Here is an 18,733-nt window from a genome sequence, read left to right as displayed (position 1 = left end):
TAATGTGCCCTTCTGGCGGACCTGACCTGGTCTTTTGTTCGCCAGAAGGCCCCATTATCGGAGACCGATCCGGTCGAGCAACCCGTCGATCTGCACGGTGAACAGTACCGACAGGTCGATGGGTGGCTCGGCGCCGAACTGACCGAAGACCTCGAGGCTGGTGAGCCCGACGGTGATGGCCCACAGCGCAAGTGCGGCGTGCATGGCGTCGTCGCTCATCTGCACATCGAACCCGCGGGTGACCGAGTCGAAGTCCAGCGTCGGCAGGGCGGCGGCCTCCGGCGAGGCGAACACGATGTGCTCGTCGGCCGCGGCGAACGTCCGCACGAGGAGTCCGACTACGCGGGTGCCGGGTTCGGTCGTCTGTTCTGCAGGCGCTTGGTATCCGGGAACTGGGCTGCCGTACAGCAGCGCGTACCGGGCCGGTTCGGCCACCGCCCAGTCCCGGAAGGCACGGCAGCTCAGTTTCAACTGCTCGCGGGCATCGTCGGCGGGCGCGGCGGCGTGCGCGGCGAGGACCTGATCGGCGAGTTCTGTGTAGGCGTCGACGACCAGCAGGGTCAGTAGGTCGTCCCGTGAGGCCACGTACCGGTACACCGCTGAGGACACCAGGTCGAGGTCCCGCGCTATGGCGCGCAGGGACAGCGCGGCCGCGCCGTAGGTGGCGAGGTGTTCACGACCTAGTTCGAGGATCCGTCGCTGCGTGCGGGCCCGGGCCTGTGCTCGTGGAGTCGGTTGTCCGGAGATCGGGGAGTCGGTCATCTGCCGATCGTGCCACAAACGAGAGCGGTGCTCTTGCTTTCTGTGGGTGGAGGGTGCACACTCGACGAATCAGAGAGCAGTGCTCTCTAAACTGATTTTCGATCGAGGAGACCACCATGACCGCAATGACCCACTACAACCGCCCCGGCAAGAGCGTGCACTTCTTCAATGGCATCGTCGCTTGGCTGGCCGACCGTGGCATCACGCTCGCCGGCGCCAGGACGCTCGAGGTCCGGGGACGCAAGTCCGGTAATCTGCAACGTATTCCGGTCAATCCGCTCCGGCTCGGTGGTCGTACCTACCTGATCGGCGCACGCGGCGACACCCAGTGGTCGCGCAACGTCCGTGCGGCAGGAAGCTGCGCCTTGCGTGGTGGCAGGAACGCAGTCACCTACCGTGCGCTCGAGGTCGCCCTCGAGGACAAGCCGGTTGTACTGCGGCCCTACCTCAAGCGGTGGGGCTGGGAGGTCGGGGCATTGATGCCGGTCAAGATCACGGCCAAGTCAACCGACGCTGAGTTGCTGTCCGCAGCTGGATCGATACCGGTCTTCGAACTGATCGCGCAGCCGCGCACCTGAGAGAGCCGAGGAGGCTTACCATCGATCTTGTGCGGCAGCAAGACGGGAACAGTAGTTCCCGATGGGTGATGCACATCGACATGGATGCGTTCTTCGCGTCCGTCGAGCAGCTCACGCGGCCGACACTGCGCGGCCGCCCAGTGCTGGTCGGGGGACTGGGCGGCCGCGGGGTCGTGGCCGGCTGCAGCTACGAGGCACGCGTCTTCGGTGCACATTCGGCGATGCCGATGCACCAGGCACGACGACTCGTCGGGTCCGGCGCCGTGGTGCTGCCACCGCGCGGATCGGTCTACCGGGCGGTGAGTGTCCGCGTGTTCGGCCTCATCCGTGAATTGGTGCCCGTGATCGAGATGCTCTCGTTCGACGAGGCGTTCGGTGAACCCGCGGAGTTGGCCGGTGCGGACGCCGACGATGCCCGGGAGTTCGCGGAGCGGGTGCGTAAACGGATCAGCGATGAAGTAGGTCTGGCCGCGTCGGTGGGCTTCGGGAGCGGCAAGCAGATCGCCAAGATCGCCTCCGGCATGGCCAAGCCGGATGGGGTTGTCGTCGTCACTCCCGCCGAGCAGCGGGAGTTCCTCGCGCGCTTGCCGGTGCGCAAGCTGTGGGGCATCGGCCCGGTTGCGGGAGAGCGGCTGCAGCGGTTGGGGATCGACACCATCGGTGATCTCGCCCGGATGTCGCCGGTGGAAGTGTCGTCGGTCTTGGGTGCCACGGTGGGCCCGGGGTTGCACCTGCTTGCGCAAGGCGTGGATGACCGGCCGGTCGCCGAGCGGGCGTCGGCCAAACAGATTAGCGCGGAATCGACCTTCGCCGAGGACATCACCGATCTGGTCCGGCTGCGCGCAGCGGTCGAGCGCGCCGCGGCCTCGGCTCACCGGCGGCTGCTCAGCGACGGGCGCGGGTCGCGGACGGTGGTCGTCAAGCTGAAGAAATCGGACATGTCGGTGTTGACGCGCTCGAGTACGTTGCCTGCGGCCACCACCGAGTTGCCGGTCCTCGCGGCGGCCGCGCAGCGATTGGCGATCGATCCCCAGGAGATCGGACCCATCAGGCTCGTCGGGGTCGGATACTCGGGATTGACCGCGGTGCAACAGTTCTCGATGTTTCCCGAGCTCGATGAGTTCGAGGGGACAGAATCCGCCGCCGACGAGTCGTCGACGGAACCAGCGTTCCATCCCGGGGGCCGCAACCCCGATGCGGACCGACTGCGGTGGTCAACGGGGAACGACGTGCGACATCCCGAACACGGGCTGGGCTGGGTGCAGGGCAGTGGCCACGGCCGGGTGACCGTTCGGTTCGAGACCCGCAGCAGCGGGCCCGGATTCGCGAAGACCTTCGCGCTGGAGGACCCGGCGCTGGAAGAAGCGGACTCGCTGCACACCCTGGATTGGCCGGACGAGTTCTTGAAAGCGGCGACGGCGGAGGAGGAGTGAGGTGGGAAGCGCAGGGGTCATTCGGTCGCGAAGAACTCGGCGACCTCGGGGCCGTGACCGCCGCCTGCGAGTATGGCCTGCAACGCGATCCGAGACTGGGATGCGCGTAACCACGGCGACATGATCGCCCCCGTGTTCACCAGGTCGACGGCACCGCCGCCACCTCCATAGTGCGCGATCACGTGGCCCTTCGGGACCCGTGAGCACACCACCACGACCACTCCACGGTCGATGACCCGCCCCACCGCGTCGACTATGTCGGCGTGGGTGTTGCCGGAACCCGTTGCTGCCAAAACGATTCCGGCTGCCCCGCGGTCTGCGCTCCAGTCGAGCAGGGCCGGGTCGACGCCGGGGTACAGGGCGAGCAGATCCACCCTCGTTCCGGCGATGGAAGTCGGCGGTAGTACCGGGCGGGGCAGATCCGGGCGCACAGCGGCGAACGGAGCGGGAGCCCCGCTGTCGAGTTTGGTCGCACCGCGTGCGGGCGTCAGCGTGTCACCCATGGCAATCAGCACTCCCCGGTGCCGGAGGTGGTCGTCCGTGGCCGCCGCGATGGCCGCCGAGAGATTCGCGGGGCCATCGGCGTCGGGGGAGTCGGCCGGTCGCTGCGCACCGGTCATGATCACCGGCCGGGGATCGGAATGCATGAGGTCGAGGAGCATCGCGGTCTCCTCCATGGTGTCGGTGCCATGGGTCACGACCACACCGCGGACGTTCGGATCGGCGAGTTCTGCGTCGACCGCGAGCCGGATCGCGTCCTGATCCGTCGGCAGGATGGCCGACGAGTCGACGTGCAAGATCTCGCGGACGCGGAGCGCGATGTCAGTTGGCGCGACGCCTGCGACGAGATCGCCGCCACTGACGTCGGGCCGGGCGCCATCGGCGAATCCACGACTGGCAATCGTTCCGCCGGTGGTGAGGACCGACACCACCGCACCCGTCTTGACCATGCTCGATAGCTTCTGCCGACGGTGGGCACGCGTCAAATCCATATGTTTTTGGCATAGTGGTGCAGGACCAATGGCCCCAGCGGCCTGACGACCAGATCTCACCTGCACACTTTCGAGGTGTTGAGGTGTCAATGAGAAGGACGGATTTTGAAGTTTCGCAAGTTCGTGACCGCCGGCGTTGCCGTGTGCGCCTTTCTGTCCATCGCTGCCTGTTCCGACGACGGCGGTAGCGACGACCCGACCACAACGACCAGCACGACCGCGTCCTCGGAGACGAGCACCGGCGGTGGTGACCTGACCAACGCCAAGAAGCCGCCGACGGCTGCCGCTCTCAACCAGATGTTGGAGAAGGCTCTCGATCCGAACGTCCCGGCGACGGAGAAGACCGAACTCGTCGAGGGTTCTGAGAAGGATCCGGCGCTCTTCGACAAGCTCGTCGCAGGTCGCGAAGCGAACCCAGACCTGACCTACGAAATCGTCGCACCGGTGCGTCCGGCCGGGACGAACCAGGCCAAGGCCAACGTCAAGGTCCAGTTGCCGGACGCTCCGCAGCAGCAGGTCGAAGCGCTCATCGTCTTCGACAACGGCACGTGGAAGCTCTCATCGACGACCGTGTGCTTGCTCCTGAGCGGCGCCAACGTCAAGAGCCCGATGTGCCCCGCGAGTAGCTAGCTTCTCGCCCGAGGATCTACAACGGCGGCCCCGCGATCTGATCGCGGGGCCGCCGCTTGTCTGTGTCCCGGGCGAGAAATCACTGTCCTGGCGACCAGGTCGATTCGAACCCGAGCAGCTGACTGAACGGCTGGCTCGCATCGGCCCCGATCAGTGTGCGCCCGCCCGAGATCTTCGACTGCCCGGACACAGGAACGCCGCGGGCCAGGTCGACGACCACGGTTCCGGTACCCGTCATCGAGTAGCTCTCGATGGTGAGCACACCCCCGTCGGGGAGACGGAACGTGGAGTCGACGGGCGACTCATCGACGCTGTAATCGACGGTCAGCACGTCACCCTCCCGTTTGGTGAGGGTTGCCGTGATCGTCTGCCGGACGGTTGCGCCGGCGTTGACCGTGCGGACCGCCTCCCAGCGCGCGCCGACGCCCACGGGTTCTGTGGGGAGTGTCACCGACCGCTGGAAGGTGGCGAACAACGACTCCTCCACGGCTTGCCTTGCGGTGTCGTCGGCGTCTTTGCCCGGGAGGATCCGCAGGGAGATCGGGACGACGCCGGGCCCGATGCTCATGCCGGCCCGTGACCCCTCCTGGGCCTTGAGGGCTTGGTTGAGGGCGGTGTCGGGTGACCCGGCAGCCCCGATTCGCAGATCGATATCGGTGGCGTCAGAGCAGTTCACCCGTGCGGTCAAGGGCAGATCCACGGTGGTCGCCGTTGTCGCCGGACCTCGGTCGGTGGTGGGTGACGAGGACGTGGATGTGGTCACCAGCTGCGCGGACTGCGCGTTTGCGCGGTCGAACCCGCTCGACGGCACGGACCGTGGCTCGAGGCCGGGATCGAGGACGGTGACCTTGGCCGGAGGAACCGGTAGGAGCGCCGCCGCGCTCTGCCCGGCCGTCGAGTCGGTGGCGCAACCGGTCGGTGCCGGTGGGGGCGGCTGATCGTCGTCCGAGCCGCAACCCGCCAGGCCGAGGGTCAGCAGGGACACCGCGGCGACCACGACGGGTGGGGAGAGAAGACGAGAGATCCGGAGGCGATGGGGGATGCGCGCAGGAGCTGGAGAGGACACGGCAGCCAGCGTATCGAGCCGATCGTGGATGATGGACAGGTGACGACCGACCCCACCCCAGCCGCCGCGGACGATTCCGTCGACCCGACCGGTGTCCGAACCCGGCCGAGAATGTGGCTGGTATTGCTCATCGTCGCCGCGGTCGTGTTGACCGCCGACCTCATCACCAAGATTCTCGCCGTCGCTCTCATCGAACCCGGCGACCCGGTCGAGATCATCGGCGACACCGTCACCTTCAGACTCGTCCGCAACAGCGGCGCCGCCTTCTCGATGGCCACCGGCTACACCTGGATCCTGACGATCGTCGCCCTCGCGGTGGTGGTGGGCATCATCCGGTACAGCAAACGACTCGGCTCGGTCTGGTGGGCGCTGGGCCTCGGATTGGTGCTCGGCGGTGCGCTGGGGAACCTGATCGACCGGATCTTTCGCGCGCCCGGTCCGCTGCGCGGGCACGTGGTGGACTTCATGTCCGTCGGATGGTGGCCGGTGTTCAACATCGCCGACTCGGCGGTCGTGTGCGGTGCGGTGCTGCTGGTCGGTCTGACGCTGTTCGGATTCGAGTTCGACGGCACCCGCACCGGTAAGAATGCGCCACCGGAGTCGGAGGCGAACGAGCCCGGGATTCAGGAGTCGAAAACTTCGTCGACTTCGTCGGCGAACGAACGGTCCGAGGCCTCGGACGATGGCAAGCGACAGGAACATTGATGCGCGAAGCACGATCCATGCCGATCCCCGAGGGGCTCGAGGGCATGCGTCTCGATGCCGGGGTGGCACGACTGCTCGGTCTCTCCCGAAATGTGGCGGCCACGCTGGCCGACGACGGGGACATCAGCGTCGACGGTGTCGCGGTCGGTAAGTCGCACAAGCTGGTCGGCGGTCAGTGGCTCGATGTCCTGTTGCCCGCACCCGCCCGAGTCCTCACCATCGAGGCCCAGCCGGTCGAGGGCATGGAGATCATCTACTCCGATGACGACATCGTGGTCGTGGACAAACCGGTCGGGGTGGCCGCCCACGCGTCGGTGGGCTGGACGGGACCGACCGTGATCGGCGGGCTCGTCGCCGCGGGTTTCCGGATCTCGACGTCGGGTTCCCAGGAGCGACAGGGCATCGTGCATCGCCTCGATGTGGGGACTTCCGGGGTCATGGTCGTGGCGGTCTCCGAGCGGGCCTACACCTTGCTCAAGCGGGCCTTCAAGCAGCGGACCGTCGACAAGCGGTACCACGCGATCGTGCAGGGGCATCCCGATCCTCCGAGTGGGACCATCGATGCACCCATCGGCCGCAGCCGCGGCAACGACTGGAAGTTCACGGTTTCCGCCACGGGAAAGCCGAGCATCACCCATTACGACACGGTCGAGATGTTCCGTTCCGCGAGCCTGCTCGACGTCCATCTCGAGACCGGCCGGACCCATCAGATCCGGGTGCATTTCTCTGCCCTGCATCACCCGTGCTGCGGTGACCTGACCTACGGTGCCGATCCGGTGCTCTCCAAGCGGTTGGGGCTGGAGCGCCAATGGCTGCACGCCCGCGCGCTGTCGTTCGCTCATCCGTCCGATGGTCGACTGGTGGAGTTCACCAGTCCGTACCCCGCCGATCTCCAGCACGCGCTGGACGAATTGCGGGCCGGTTAGCCTCGGTGAACTCAGCCACCCGGATCGCATCTGCCGCGGTAGTCGTCGTGGGTTTGCTGGTCGCAGGTCTCTACGTTGTCGGCCGGCTCAATCCGGTACCTGCTCCGGTGATCGCGGGCGATGTACTCGGTCCTGACAACGGCGAGGAGGTGTCGGCGTACCTTGCCCGCGCCGAGGCCTCGCTGAACGGCTCAGGCGATGCGCGGTGGGCGCTGGTCTCGTTGGTGGTCCCCATGCAGACCGTGGACGTCTGGTCTCTGACCCAGCACACACCGATGCAGAAGGCCGCCCCCTCGATGATGTCGCAGAGCATCTTCAACGTGCCGATCGACCGTGTGCAGACGCCCACCGTGGCGGTACCCAGTGGCAACACCGAATCGTCCTTCATCGCCTCGTCCCAGGTCGCCGCCGAATCGGTGCTCGCGCGGTCCACCGGCACCGAGCGCGCCCGTACGGTCGGGGAGGTCGCCGCCGGGCGGCTTCGCGCCGGCTGTGCGTGTGTGGTCGGCGTCGTGGTGCGGGCGCCACTCGATCGGCTGCGGACGCTGGCCGAGATGTCCCAGGTGCGGGCTGTGCAGGCGCTACCTGCAGACGCCTCCGCCGGGCTCTTCTCCGTGGTCCCGTTGCTGCCGGCGATGACCACCGTTGTCGCACCGACCCCTGACGATGGGCCCATTCCCGCAGCGTAGGTCGTTATAGGGTGTCCCCTAGAAATCGACGAGACGGATGGGCACAGACCATGCGGGGCGCGACTCGAGCACGATGCCCGCGGGCCGATAGGGGAGATCATGTTGCAGCCGGGATCCTGGATCGCCGGTTATCGGGTGGAGCGCGCGCTCGGTAGCGGCGGGATGGGCGCTGTTTACCTGGCGAAACACCCGGAACTGCCACGCAGTGACGCGATCAAGGTGCTGGGCGAGCAGGTGGGGGAGAACGAGCAGTTCCGCAAGCGCTTTCTGCGTGAGGCCGAGGTCGCCGCCGGGCTCGACCATCCGAATATCGTGACCATCTACAACCGCGGGCGTAACGACGGCATGCTGTGGATCTCGATGCAATACGTCGCTGGTACCGACTGTGCCCAGGAACTGCACCGGACACAGGAGAAGGCCGGTGCGCAGACTGGTCTCCCCCCGGAGCGGGTTGTCCGGATCGCGTCGGAGATCGCCCGGGGGCTGGACTACGCACATCGCAAGCAGCTGCTACACCGTGACATCAAGCCCGCCAACATCCTGCTCTCCGAGGTCGATGGAAGCCTCGATCCGAGCCTGGCCGACGAACAGCGCGTGCTGCTCACCGACTTCGGGGTGGCCAAGGCCGCGAACGAGACCGAGTCGCTGACGGTGGTCGGCACCGTACTGGCGACGTTGTCGTATGCGTCACCCGAACAACTCAAAGGTCAACAGGTCGATCCACGGACCGATCAATATTCGTTGGCGGCGACGACATTCCATCTCATCGCCGGTCGGGTGCCGTTCAAGGGTGAGAGCACCGCCGACGTCATCACCGGGCATCTGAGCAAACCGGTTCCCAAGTTGTCGGAGCTGGTGCCCGCGGTCCCGCCGGCCGTCGACTCGGTGATCGCCAAGGCCATGGCGAAGGAAGCCGATGATCGTTTCGCCAATTGCAGGCAGTTCACCGACGCCTTGCAGTCTGCATTCCGGCAGAGCGCCGGTCAGGGGTCGTACAAGGGCGCGCCCGACCGGTCGTCGAGTTCGTCGAGATCGGTTCAGCAGGGCGCGACGCGGTATTCGACACCTCCGGCAGGGCAGGCCGGTTCCAGACCGAACACGCCCGCTCCCAGCTCCCAGTACGGCCAGGGTGCCCAGTACGGCCAGAGCTCCCTCTACGGTCAGGGCCCCCAATACGGCCAAGCTTCTCGTCCCGCGCAGGGGGTCTCTCGTCATTCCGGTCCCCATCAGAATGCGGCCCAGATCTCACCGCAGCACCAGGTCGCGCCGCGTCAAGCCGGCGGGAAGGATGCCCAGTCGGGCTCGAACGCCGTCATGATTGCGCTGTTCATCGGGTTGGTGGTCATCGCCATCGCCATCTTGGTGGCGATCCTCCTCGTCGCCTGAGCCGCTCGTCTCCTGACCGTTCTGGGGCGACGACGAGCAGGCCTCGATCGCCAGTCACATCAGACCCACAGTCACCACTTCGGTACCGCTGCGCCGCGCCTGACGAACCGCGTCGGTGGCCCCGCCTAGACTGAGGGTTCTTGCGGCGTCGGAGTTGATCTCGGGTAGACCGCAGGCGTTCGTGGGTTCGAAATGAGAGGCGACGCGTGTCGGATTCGTTTGTCCATCTGCACAACCACACCGAGTATTCGATGCTCGACGGGGCGGCCAAGGTCAACCCGATGATTGCCGAGGCCAAGCGCCTCGAGATGACTTCGATCGGCATGACCGACCACGGAAACATGTTCGGCGGCAGCGAGTTCTACAACGTCGCCACCAAGATGGACATCAAGCCGATCATCGGTATCGAGGCGTACATCGCGCCCGAGTCGCGCTTCAACACCAAGCGGGTGTTGTGGGGTAACCGGGATCAAAAGGGTGATGACGTCTCCGGTAGCGGCGCGTACACCCACATGACGATGGTCGCCGAGAACGCAACCGGCCTCAAGAACTTGTTCAAACTGTCCTCGCTCGCCTCGATCGAGGGTCAGCTCGGTAAGTGGTCGCGTATGGACGCGGAGATCATCGCCACCCACGCCGAGGGCATCATCGCGACCACCGGGTGTCCCTCCGGCGAAGTGCAGACCCGCCTGCGCCTCGGCCACGACCAGGAGGCCCTCGAGGCCGCGGCCAAGTGGCAGGACATCTTCGGCAAGGAGAACTTCTTTCTCGAGCTGATGGAACACGGCCTCGAGATCGAGAGCCGGGTCCGGGACGGGCTGCTGGAGATCGGCCGCAAACTCGGTATCCCGCCTCTGGTGACCAATGACTGCCACTACGTCACCAAGGGCCATGCCGCGAGCCACGAGGCGTTGCTGTGTGTTCAGACCGGTAAGACGCTGTCCGACCCGACCCGCTTCAAGTTCGACGGCGACGGCTACTACCTCAAGTCGGCCGCCGAGATGCGCGAGCTGTGGGACAAAGAGGTCCCGGGTGGTTGCGACAACACCCTGCTCATCGGTGAGCGGGTGCAGAGCTACGCCGAGGTGTTCGAGCACCGCGACCGGATGCCGGTGTTCCCGGTGCCGGAAGGTCAGACACAACAGACCTGGCTGCGCAAAGAGGTCGCGGAAGGTCTCAAGAACCGGCGGTTCCCCGGTCGCGAGGTGCCGCAGGAATATCTCGAACGCGCCAACTACGAGCTCGACGTCATCATCCAGATGGGTTTTCCCGCTTACTTTCTCGTGGTCGGCGACCTGATCCGGCATGCGAACGAGGTCGGGATCCGGGTGGGTCCGGGCCGTGGTTCCGCCGCCGGATCGCTCGTGGCCTGGGCTCTGGGCATCACGAACATCGACCCCATCCCGTACGGACTTCTCTTCGAGCGATTCCTCAACCCCGAGCGTGTGTCGATGCCCGACATCGACATCGACTTCGATGATCGCCGCCGCGGCGACATGGTGCGGTATGCGACCGAGCGCTGGGGCAGCGACAAGGTCGCCCAGGTCATCACCTTCGGCACCATCAAGACCAAGGCCGCCATCAAGGACTCGGCCCGCGTCCAGTTCGGTCAGCCCGGGTACGCGATCGCCGACCGGATCGCGAAGGCGCTGCCGCCGCCGATCATGGCCAAGGACATCACGATCGCCGGCATCACCGACAGCTCGCACGAGCGGTACAAAGAAGCCAGCGAAGTCCGCCAGCTGATCGAGACCGACCCGGACGTCAAGAAGATCTATGACACCGCGCTGGGTCTGGAAGGCCTGATCCGCAACGCGGGTGTGCACGCCTGCGCCGTGATCATGTCGTCCGAGCCGCTGACCGAGGCGATTCCGGTCTGGAAGCGTGCGCAGGACGGCGCGATCATCACCGGCTGGGATTATCCGTCGTGTGAGGCCATCGGGCTGCTGAAGATGGACTTCCTGGGGCTTCGCAACCTCACGGTCATCGGCGATGCGATCGACAACCTCAAACTCAACCGCAACATGGATCTGGATCTGGATTCGTTGCCGCTGGACGATCCCAAGACGTACGAGCTGCTGGCCAGGGGCGACACGTTGGGTGTCTTCCAGCTCGACGGTGGCCCGATGCGCGAGCTCCTCAAGCGCATGCAGCCCACCGGGTTCGGGGACATCGTCGCAGTCCTCGCGCTGTACCGCCCCGGCCCGATGGGTATGAACGCCCACAACGACTATGCCGATCGCAAGAACAACCGGCAGCCCGTGTCGCCGATCCACCCTGAACTCGAGGAACCGCTCAAAGAGATCCTCGCCGATACCTACGGCCTGATCGTCTATCAAGAGCAGATCATGCAGATCGCCCAGAAGGTCGCCGGGTACTCGCTCGGACAGGCCGACCTCCTGCGTCGCGCCATGGGTAAGAAGAAGCTGTCCGAGCTCGAGAAAGCGTATGCCGGTTTCCGTCAGGGCATGCTGGACAACGGCTTCTCCGAGGCGGCCATCAAGGCGCTGTGGGACACCATTCTTCCGTTCGCCGGCTACGCCTTCAACAAGTCGCACGCCGCCGGCTACGGCCTGGTCTCGTTCTGGACGGCCTACCTCAAGGCAAACTATCCGGCCGAGTACATGGCCGGGCTACTCACCTCCGTGGCCGACGACAAGGACAAGGCCGCGATCTACCTGGCCGACTGCCGTCGTCTGGGCATCACTGTGCTGCCGCCGGACGTCAACGAGTCGCAGCAGAACTTCGCCGCGGTCGGCGGCGACATCCGCTTCGGTCTGGCGGCGGTGCGCAACGTGGGTACCGGGGTGGTGGCCTCGATCCTGGCTGCGCGGGAGGAGAAGTCGAACTTCACGAGTTTCTCCGATTACCTGGGCAAGATCAGTGTCACGGCCTGCAACAAGAAGGTCACCGAGTCCCTCATCAAGGCGGGGGCATTCGACTCCCTCGGCCATGCCCGCAAGGGCCTGTTCCTCGTTCATGCCGATGCCGTGGATGCGGTTCTGGGCACCAAGAAGGCCGAGGCGGTCGGTCAGTTCGACCTCTTCGGTGATGCCGGTGGCGGCGAAGGCGTGACGGACGACGCCTTCGCGGTCAAGGTGCCGGAAGAAGAGTGGGACACCAAACACAAACTCGCACTGGAGCGAGAGATGTTGGGTCTCTACGTGTCCGGGCATCCACTGAACGGTGTCGAGCACGTCATCTCTGCGCAGACCGACACCTCGATCAGCTCGTTGCTCGAAGGAAACGTCAAGGACGGCGCCCAGATCGTCATCGGCGGGATCATCTCGGCGGTCACCCGGCGGGTGAACAAAAAGGGAGAGTCCTATGCCGTGGTCCAGATCGAGGACATGGTCGGTGGGGTCGAGGTGTACTTCTTCCCGCGCGCCTATCAGGCCTACGGGATGGACATCGCCTCCGATGCCGTCGTGCTTGTCAAGGCTCGGGTGAACCTGCGCGACGACAGCATGATGATCTCCGCCAATGACCTTGCGGTGCCCGATCTTTCGCACGTGGGTGTGGACAAGCCGCTCTCGCTGATCATGCCGACCAGGCTGTGTACCGCGGACCGGGTCAGTGCGCTCAAACAGGTGCTGGTGCGTCATCCGGGGACAGCCGACGTGCACGTGCGACTGGTCAGCGGCAACAAACAGACCACCCTGAAACTCGACGATCAGCTTCGGGTGAACCCGACGTCGGCGCTGATGGGCGACCTGAAAGCGCTGCTCGGACCGGCCTGTATGGCCAGTTGATTCCGCCCACGGCCTGGAATACTGGGCTCGCGAGTGTGGTTGACGGAGAACGACGCTTCACGCGCCCCGGGGGAGCTCGGGAGCGTGTGAGAACAACATGGAGGTTGATCGATGCCACTTCAGGGTGAATACGAGCCGAGTACCAGCGATTGGGCGCGTGAGCAGGCCGAGAAGTACGAGAAGTCAGGCGGCACGGAGGGCACGGAGCTCAACGGCATGCCGGTCGTGGTCCTGACCACTGTCGGCAACAAGTCGGGCAAGCTTCGCAAGTCCCCGCTGATGCGTGTCGAGCACGACGGAAAGTACGCGGTGGTCGCCTCGCTCGGTGGTGCTCCGAAGAACCCGGTCTGGTACTACAACGTGGTCGCGCACCCGCAGGTCGAACTGCAGGACGGCCCGACTGTGCAGGACATGGTCGCTCGTGAGGTGACCGGCGACGAGAAGGCGATCTGGTGGGAGCGCGCAGTTGCGGCCTTCCCGCCGTACGCGGAGTACCAGGAGAAGACAGACCGGGAGATTCCGGTGTTCGTTCTCGAACCCGCGAAGTAATTTCTGTTGGGTGAGGTGAGACGTAGCCGGGGGCGGAGCTCGACCGTCGTCTGAGACGATTGATGGCGTGACTACAGGACAGCCGGTCGACTCCGCCACCACCACATCGCACGTGAGCGCTGCTTTGGACGCCGCCGCCATCGACGCGGCGGCCAAGCGGATTGGCGGTGTGGTGGTCGCGACTCCGCTCCAGATCTCGGAGCGTCTGTCCGCGGCGACGGGTGCTCAGGTGTATCTCAAGCGCGAGGATCTGCAGTCGGTGCGGTCGTACAAGATCCGCGGCGCCTACAACGTGATGTCCATGCTGACCGACGCCGAACGGGCGGCCGGGGTGGTGGCCGCGAGCGCCGGGAATCACGCTCAGGGTGTGGCTTACGCGGCCCGCACCATGAAGATCACAAGCCGGATCTACGTGCCCACCAGCACTCCGAAGCAAAAGCGTGACCGGATCCGTTGGCATGGCGGAGAGTTCGTCGAGTTGATCTCGGTGGGAGACACCTACGACGCGGCGGCGGCGGCCGCGCAGGCCGACGTCCTCGAGACCGGTGCGACGTGGATCCATGCCTTTGACGACACCCGCACCGCCGCAGGCCAGGGAACGATCTCGAAAGAGATCGTGGAGCAACTGGGTCAGCTGCCGGATCTGGTCATCGTCCCGGTGGGCGGTGGCGGCGCGATCGCAGGCATGACCACCTACCTCCGTTCGCTGAGCGATCAGGTTCGTATCGTCGGTGTGGAGCCGACCGGCGCGGTGTCGTTGTCTGCAGCGCTGGTCGACGGGGGACCGGTCACCCTGAGCGGCATCGATCCCTTCGTCGACGGAGCCGCGGTCAAACGGATCGGCGGACTCGGGCATCAGGTGATGTCGCAGGCCGGTGCCACGGTCGCTGCGCATCCGGACCTACCGCCGTCGGCCACTGTCCATCGTGGCCACGAGAAGCTGCCTGCCGGCTCCGTACACATCACTCACGTCGATGAGGGCGCGATCTGTTCGGCGATGCTCGAGCTGTATCAGAACGAGGGCATCATCGCCGAACCCGCGGGAGCGCTCGCTGTGACCGCCCTCGAGGATCTGCCCATCGAACCGGGGTGGACGGTCGTGTGCCTGCTGTCAGGTGGGAACAACGACGTGTCCCGTTACGGAGAGGTCATCGAACGGTCGCTGGTCCATCGTGGGCTCAAGCACTACTTCCTGGTGGACTTCCCCCAGGAGCCCGGCGCGTTGCGGGGGTTCCTCAACGAGGTGCTGGGTCCCGACGATGACATCACCTTGTTCGAGTACGTCAAGCGCAACAACCGCGAGACCGGCGCCGCCCTCGTCGGCGTCGAACTCGGTGCACCCGGTGGACTGAGTCCGCTCCTGGACCGGATGAACAGTTCACGGTTGATCTGCGAGCGGCTCGAACCGGGATCACCCGCGTACCGATACCTGACCTGACAAACGCTCCACAAATACAAGGACGCTCCACAAATATGTGGAGCGTGCTCGTATTTGTGGAGCGTTTGCGGTCAGCTGCGGCGGATGATCACCGCGTTGTGCCCACTCAGCGTGCCGTCGTCCGAGGGTGGTTCCCACGCCAGGAGCACCTCGCCTGGGAAGGGGTTCGGGACCGGCCTCTCGGTCAGTGTCACGACGGTGGTGAGCGCACCGCGGTGCATGGCGAACCACGTGCCGTCAGAGTCGAAATCGATGGCGACCGAGGCGAAGTCGTCGTCCGAGAATTCCGGTTCGCCCTTGCGTAAGCCGATCAGGGAGCGATAGAACTCGAGTATCCGGGCGTGCCCGGGTTCCTCGATCTCGTCCCAGAGGAGCTTTGATCGCTCGAAAGTCGCGGGGTCCTGTGGGTCGGGGACCTCGTCCGCATCCCACCCGTGCTCGGCGAACTCGGCTTTGCGCCCGTTGGCGGTGGCCTCGCCCAACTCGGGTTCGGGATGAGAGGTGAAGAACTGGAACGGTGAACTCGCTGCCCACTCCTCGCCCATGAACAGCATCGGAGTGTAGGGAGAGGTGAGGACCAGGGCTGCCTTCGCGGCCAGCTGTCCCGGCGTCAGATACGCGCTGGGGCGATCACCGATCGCGCGGTTGCCGATCTGGTCGTGATTGCACGTGTAGACGACGAGTGACGTGGTCGCGACATGCTGTGGGTCGATGGGGCGACCGTGCCGTCTGCGCCGGAACGACGAGTACGTGAGTGCGTGGAAAAACCCTTCGCGCAGCACCTTCGACAGGCACTCCAGACTGCCGAAGTCCGCATAGTAGCCCTGGCGCTCGCCCGAGATGGTGGTGTGGATGGCATGGTGACCGTCATCGCTCCATTGCGCGGCGAGGCCGTATCCACCCTCCGACCGAGCGGTGATCAGCTTCGGATCGTTGAGATCGCTCTCCGCGATCAGGGCGAGCGGCCTCCCGACGCGTCGGGAGAGTTCGTCGGTGCGAATCTGCAGTTCCTCGAGCAGGTGGAGCGCGGTCCGGTCGACGAGCGCGTGTACTGCGTCGAGCCGCAAGCCGTCGACGTGGAACACCTCGAGCCACCGTAGTGCGGAGCCCAGGATGTACTCGCGGACCTCGTCGGAGTCCGCCTCGTCCAAATTCACCGACTGTCCCCATGAGGTGGTTCCCGTGGTCAGGTATGGCCCGAATTCCGGCAGGTAGTTCCCTGATGGCCCGAGGTGGTTGTACACGGCGTCGACGATGACGCCGAGACCCCGCGTATGACACGCATTCACGAACCGCGCCAGTGCGTCGGGTCCGCCGTAGGTTTCCTGGACCGCGTACCAGCCGACTCCGTCGTACCCCCAGTTGTGGGTGCCGTTGAAGGCATTCACGGGCATCAGCTCGACGAAGTCGACTCCCAGCTCGACCAGATGATCGAGTCGATCGATCGCGCTGTCGAGGGTGCCGGCGGCAGTGAAGGTGCCGATGTGCAATTCGTAGATGACCGCGCCTGCCACAGAACGCCCCGTCCACGTGGAGTCGGTCCAGATCTCGGGGTCGACATCGTGAACCTGGGACAGCCCGTGCACCCCGTCCGGTTGACGGGGGGACCGGGGGTCGGGCCGCGGATCCGTCGCGTCGTCGATGAGGTAGCCGTACCTGGCGCCGGGTTCGGCCGAGACCGGGGATTCCCACCAGCCTCCGTCGGTCGGGCGCATCTCGTGGGTGCGGTCGTCGATCACTACGCGAAGTTGTCGGGCCAGAGGGGCCCATACCGGAAGAGAGGTCACCTCTGAACGGTAGTTGGTGTGTTACGTCGATGCCGGGTGGAGGGGGGCCTCGGGGGCTGGCGTCGATTTCGGTAAGTTAACCGGGAATCGCGGCATTGTTACGCTTTGCGGCGCTGATGAGTTAATGTGACAACGCCTGATTCAGATCCAGGTGAACAGAGTCTCCGCTGCACAGAGCATAACTTTCATTATGGTGACGAGTTCTTCGGATAAATAACGCGTTAGTCGGATGCTCCGATTAGCTATGTGGCACTATGAGCGAACTCATACGCACCGGGTGCGTGTGACGGGGACAACGAAGGCAGGGTGTGAGTACAGCAACCGTGGCGGCAGGTGCAGGGGGCACTTCGCGAACGCGTGATCGTTTCGGGCCGCTGCGTCGGTGGTTCCGCGAGCACGTGATCGCCTCGTTCGAGACGTTCGGGCGTCAGATGACGCTCTTCCTCGAGGTCTTCAAAGTGCTGTTCGTCGACATAGCCAAACGCCGATTCCCGTTCGGCGAGTTCATCCGGCAGTGCGCGTTCATGGCCAACACATCGGTGATGCCGACGCTGCTGGTGGCAATCCCGGTCGGGGTCATCGTGTCGATCCAGGTCGGCAACATCGCCAATCAGATCGGCGCGACCTCGTTCTCGGGTGCCGCCACCGGGCTCGGCGTGATCCGGCAGGGCGCGCCCCTGGTGACCTCGCTGCTGCTGGCGGGGGCAGTGGGCTCGGCCATCGCCGCCGATCTCGGATCGCGCACCATCCGCGACGAGATCGACGCGATGAAGGTGATGGGCGTCAATCCGGTCCAGCGGCTGATCTCCCCACGACTCCTGGCCACCATGGTGGTCAGCTTCCTGCTGTGCGGTTTCGTCTGCTTCATCGGCTTCGTCACCGGATATGTGTTCAACGTGTACTTCCAGGGCGGAACGCCGGGTAGTTACACCGGCACCTTTGCGTCCTTTGCGTCCCCGGCCGACCTTGCGTTCGCCATCACCAAGGCGGTGATCTTCGGCGCCATCGTGGCGGTGGTCGCCTGCGACCGTGGACTAACGACGAAGGGCGGACCCTCCGGAGTTGCCAACTCGGTCAACGCCGCGGTGGTGAACTCTGTGCTCCTGCTGTTCACCGTGAACGTGATCCTCACCCAGATCTTCGCCGTGGTAGTCCCGACGAGGGTGGTCTAGATGGTCGCGTCCAAGTACACGCCCCCGGCCCTGCGGCCGCTGGAGTGGAGTAAAAAGCTTTACCAAACGCCACGTGACCTGCTGGTCCTCATGGGACACCAGCTCACCTTTCTGGTGCGTTCGGTCGGTGCGGTACCCATCGCCTTCAAGCACTACAGCAAAGAGATCTGGCGGCTGCTGTCCGACGTGACGTGGGGCAACGGGGCGATCGTGGTCGGTGGCGGAACCATCGGCGTCATCATCCTGCTGGGGGTGATGGGCGGAGCCACAGTCGGAATCGAGGGCTACACCGCGCTGAACCTGCTCGGAATGTCACCGGTGACCGGCGCGATCTCCGCCTTTGCCACGACCCGCGAACTCGGCCCCCTGCTGGCTGCGGTCGCGTTCACCGCCCAATCGGGATGTCGGTTCACGGCACAACTCGGTTCGATGCGCATCAGTGAAGAGATCGACGCCCTCGAGTCCATCGCGATTCGTCCGATGCCGTATCTCGTCACGACCCGCATGATCGCGGCCGTCATCTCGATCATCCCGCTGTACACCGTCTCGCTGGCCGCGAACTACCTGGCGTGCCAGTTCATGTTCCAGATCCAGAGCGGTCAAGGGCGAGGTGCGTACCTGTCGTATTTCTACCAGTTCATCCTGTCGAAGGACATGGTGTATTCGGTCATCAAGGTGGTGGTGTTCGTCCTTCTCACGACGTTCATCCAGTGCTACTACGGCTTCTTCGCCTCTGGCGGACCCGAAGGTGTCGGGGTGGCTGCCGGCCACGCCATCCGGCTCGCGATCATCGTGCTGGTCTTCGCCAATTTGCTGCTGACCCTGGTGTTCTGGGGTCTGTCGCCAGGAATCAGGATTTCGGGGTGAA

The 18,733-nt window shown here is 65.1% G+C and carries 16 protein-coding genes; 12 read left to right on the top strand and 4 right to left on the bottom strand.

The window, feature by feature from the left end:
* Positions 1–54 precede the first annotated feature (54 nt).
* Positions 55–762 carry a TetR/AcrR family transcriptional regulator gene (locus BH683_RS14980; protein WP_084837056.1) on the bottom strand — a complete coding sequence of 236 codons (708 nt, stop codon included), beginning with the start codon at positions 760–762 and terminating at the stop codon, positions 55–57.
* A 116-nt stretch (positions 763–878) separates the two neighbouring features.
* On the opposite strand from BH683_RS14980, the gene BH683_RS14975 reads away from it, so the two are divergent.
* Positions 879–1,340: a nitroreductase/quinone reductase family protein gene (locus tag BH683_RS14975; RefSeq protein ID WP_084837055.1), complete on the top strand. Its 462-nt coding sequence runs from the start codon at positions 879–881 to the stop codon at positions 1,338–1,340.
* Between the two features lie 29 nt (positions 1,341–1,369).
* A complete protein-coding gene (locus BH683_RS14970) occupies positions 1,370–2,773 on the top strand; it encodes a DNA polymerase IV (RefSeq protein ID WP_281492315.1) in 1,404 nt (467 codons plus the stop codon).
* Positions 2,774–2,790: 17 nt separating this feature from the next.
* Here BH683_RS14970 and BH683_RS14965 read toward each other — a convergent pair whose 3' ends face one another.
* Entirely contained in the window at positions 2,791–3,723 is a 933-nt protein-coding gene (locus BH683_RS14965; RefSeq protein WP_084837054.1) for an asparaginase, read from the bottom strand.
* A gap of 147 nt (positions 3,724–3,870) precedes the next feature.
* Here BH683_RS14965 and BH683_RS14960 point away from each other — a divergent pair, with 147 nt between their 5' ends.
* Positions 3,871–4,395, top strand: coding sequence for a hypothetical protein (locus tag BH683_RS14960; protein WP_168187052.1), 525 nt, complete (start codon positions 3,871–3,873; stop codon positions 4,393–4,395).
* Between the two features lie 79 nt (positions 4,396–4,474).
* Here BH683_RS14960 and BH683_RS14955 read toward each other — a convergent pair whose 3' ends face one another.
* A complete protein-coding gene (locus BH683_RS14955; protein WP_246833386.1) occupies positions 4,475–5,461 on the bottom strand; it encodes a hypothetical protein in 987 nt (328 codons plus the stop codon).
* A gap of 111 nt (positions 5,462–5,572) precedes the next feature.
* Between BH683_RS14955 and lspA the strand changes: the two genes are divergently transcribed.
* The 7 genes from lspA (at position 5,573) to ilvA (ending at position 14,906) form a co-directional block, all read left to right on the top strand.
* Positions 5,573–6,166: a signal peptidase II gene (gene lspA, locus BH683_RS14950; RefSeq protein WP_246833396.1), complete on the top strand. Its 594-nt coding sequence runs from the start codon at positions 5,573–5,575 to the stop codon at positions 6,164–6,166.
* A complete protein-coding gene (locus BH683_RS14945) occupies positions 6,166–7,092 on the top strand; it encodes an RluA family pseudouridine synthase (RefSeq protein ID WP_084837052.1) in 927 nt (308 codons plus the stop codon). The genes lspA and BH683_RS14945 overlap by 1 nt, the downstream gene beginning before the upstream one ends.
* A gap of 5 nt (positions 7,093–7,097) precedes the next feature.
* Positions 7,098–7,781, top strand: coding sequence for a hypothetical protein (locus tag BH683_RS14940; protein ID WP_084837051.1), 684 nt, complete (start codon positions 7,098–7,100; stop codon positions 7,779–7,781).
* A 99-nt stretch (positions 7,782–7,880) separates the two neighbouring features.
* Positions 7,881–9,167: a serine/threonine-protein kinase gene (locus BH683_RS14935; protein WP_094647501.1), complete on the top strand. Its 1,287-nt coding sequence runs from the start codon at positions 7,881–7,883 to the stop codon at positions 9,165–9,167.
* A gap of 206 nt (positions 9,168–9,373) precedes the next feature.
* A complete protein-coding gene (gene dnaE, locus BH683_RS14930) occupies positions 9,374–12,919 on the top strand; it encodes a DNA polymerase III subunit alpha (RefSeq protein WP_084837050.1) in 3,546 nt (1,181 codons plus the stop codon).
* 111 nt (positions 12,920–13,030) lie between these two features.
* The gene (locus tag BH683_RS14925) at positions 13,031–13,468 is read left to right on the top strand and encodes a nitroreductase family deazaflavin-dependent oxidoreductase (protein ID WP_084837049.1); all 438 of its coding nucleotides are present in this window, start codon (positions 13,031–13,033) and stop codon (positions 13,466–13,468) included.
* Positions 13,469–13,580: 112 nt separating this feature from the next.
* Positions 13,581–14,906: a threonine ammonia-lyase IlvA gene (gene ilvA, locus BH683_RS14920; RefSeq protein WP_210405223.1), complete on the top strand. Its 1,326-nt coding sequence runs from the start codon at positions 13,581–13,583 to the stop codon at positions 14,904–14,906.
* 71 nt (positions 14,907–14,977) lie between these two features.
* Here the strand turns inward: ilvA and treZ are convergent, their stop codons facing one another.
* Positions 14,978–16,693 (bottom strand): malto-oligosyltrehalose trehalohydrolase, encoded by a 1,716-nt coding sequence (treZ, locus tag BH683_RS14915; RefSeq protein WP_084837047.1) that lies wholly within the window; start codon positions 16,691–16,693, stop codon positions 14,978–14,980.
* Positions 16,694–17,124: 431 nt separating this feature from the next.
* Between treZ and BH683_RS14910 the strand changes: the two genes are divergently transcribed.
* A complete protein-coding gene (locus BH683_RS14910; protein ID WP_246833395.1) occupies positions 17,125–17,865 on the top strand; it encodes an ABC transporter permease in 741 nt (246 codons plus the stop codon).
* Entirely contained in the window at positions 17,866–18,732 is an 867-nt protein-coding gene (locus BH683_RS14905; RefSeq protein ID WP_084837046.1) for an ABC transporter permease, read from the top strand.
* Position 18,733: the final 1 nt, after the last annotated feature.

This window comes from Williamsia sp. 1138, from assembly GCF_002095435.2.
Lineage (GTDB): Bacteria > Actinomycetota > Actinomycetes > Mycobacteriales > Mycobacteriaceae > Williamsia.
This window is presented reverse-complemented; position numbering and strand designations above follow the sequence as displayed.

Coding starts and splice junctions, on each gene's coding strand:
- BH683_RS14945 (WP_084837052.1), top strand. CDS start 6,166: ATGCGCGAAGCACGATCCATGCCGATCCCCGAGGGGCTCGAGGGCATG.
- lspA (WP_246833396.1), top strand. CDS start 5,573: ATGTGGCTGGTATTGCTCATCGTCGCCGCGGTCGTGTTGACCGCCGAC.
- BH683_RS14935 (WP_094647501.1), top strand. CDS start 7,881: ATGTTGCAGCCGGGATCCTGGATCGCCGGTTATCGGGTGGAGCGCGCG.
- BH683_RS14905 (WP_084837046.1), top strand. CDS start 17,866: ATGGTCGCGTCCAAGTACACGCCCCCGGCCCTGCGGCCGCTGGAGTGG.
- BH683_RS14925 (WP_084837049.1), top strand. CDS start 13,031: ATGCCACTTCAGGGTGAATACGAGCCGAGTACCAGCGATTGGGCGCGT.
- BH683_RS14965 (WP_084837054.1), bottom strand. CDS start 3,723: ATGGTCAAGACGGGTGCGGTGGTGTCGGTCCTCACCACCGGCGGAACG.
- BH683_RS14980 (WP_084837056.1), bottom strand. CDS start 762: ATGACCGACTCCCCGATCTCCGGACAACCGACTCCACGAGCACAGGCC.
- BH683_RS14975 (WP_084837055.1), top strand. CDS start 879: ATGACCGCAATGACCCACTACAACCGCCCCGGCAAGAGCGTGCACTTC.
- BH683_RS14910 (WP_246833395.1), top strand. CDS start 17,125: ATGACGCTCTTCCTCGAGGTCTTCAAAGTGCTGTTCGTCGACATAGCC.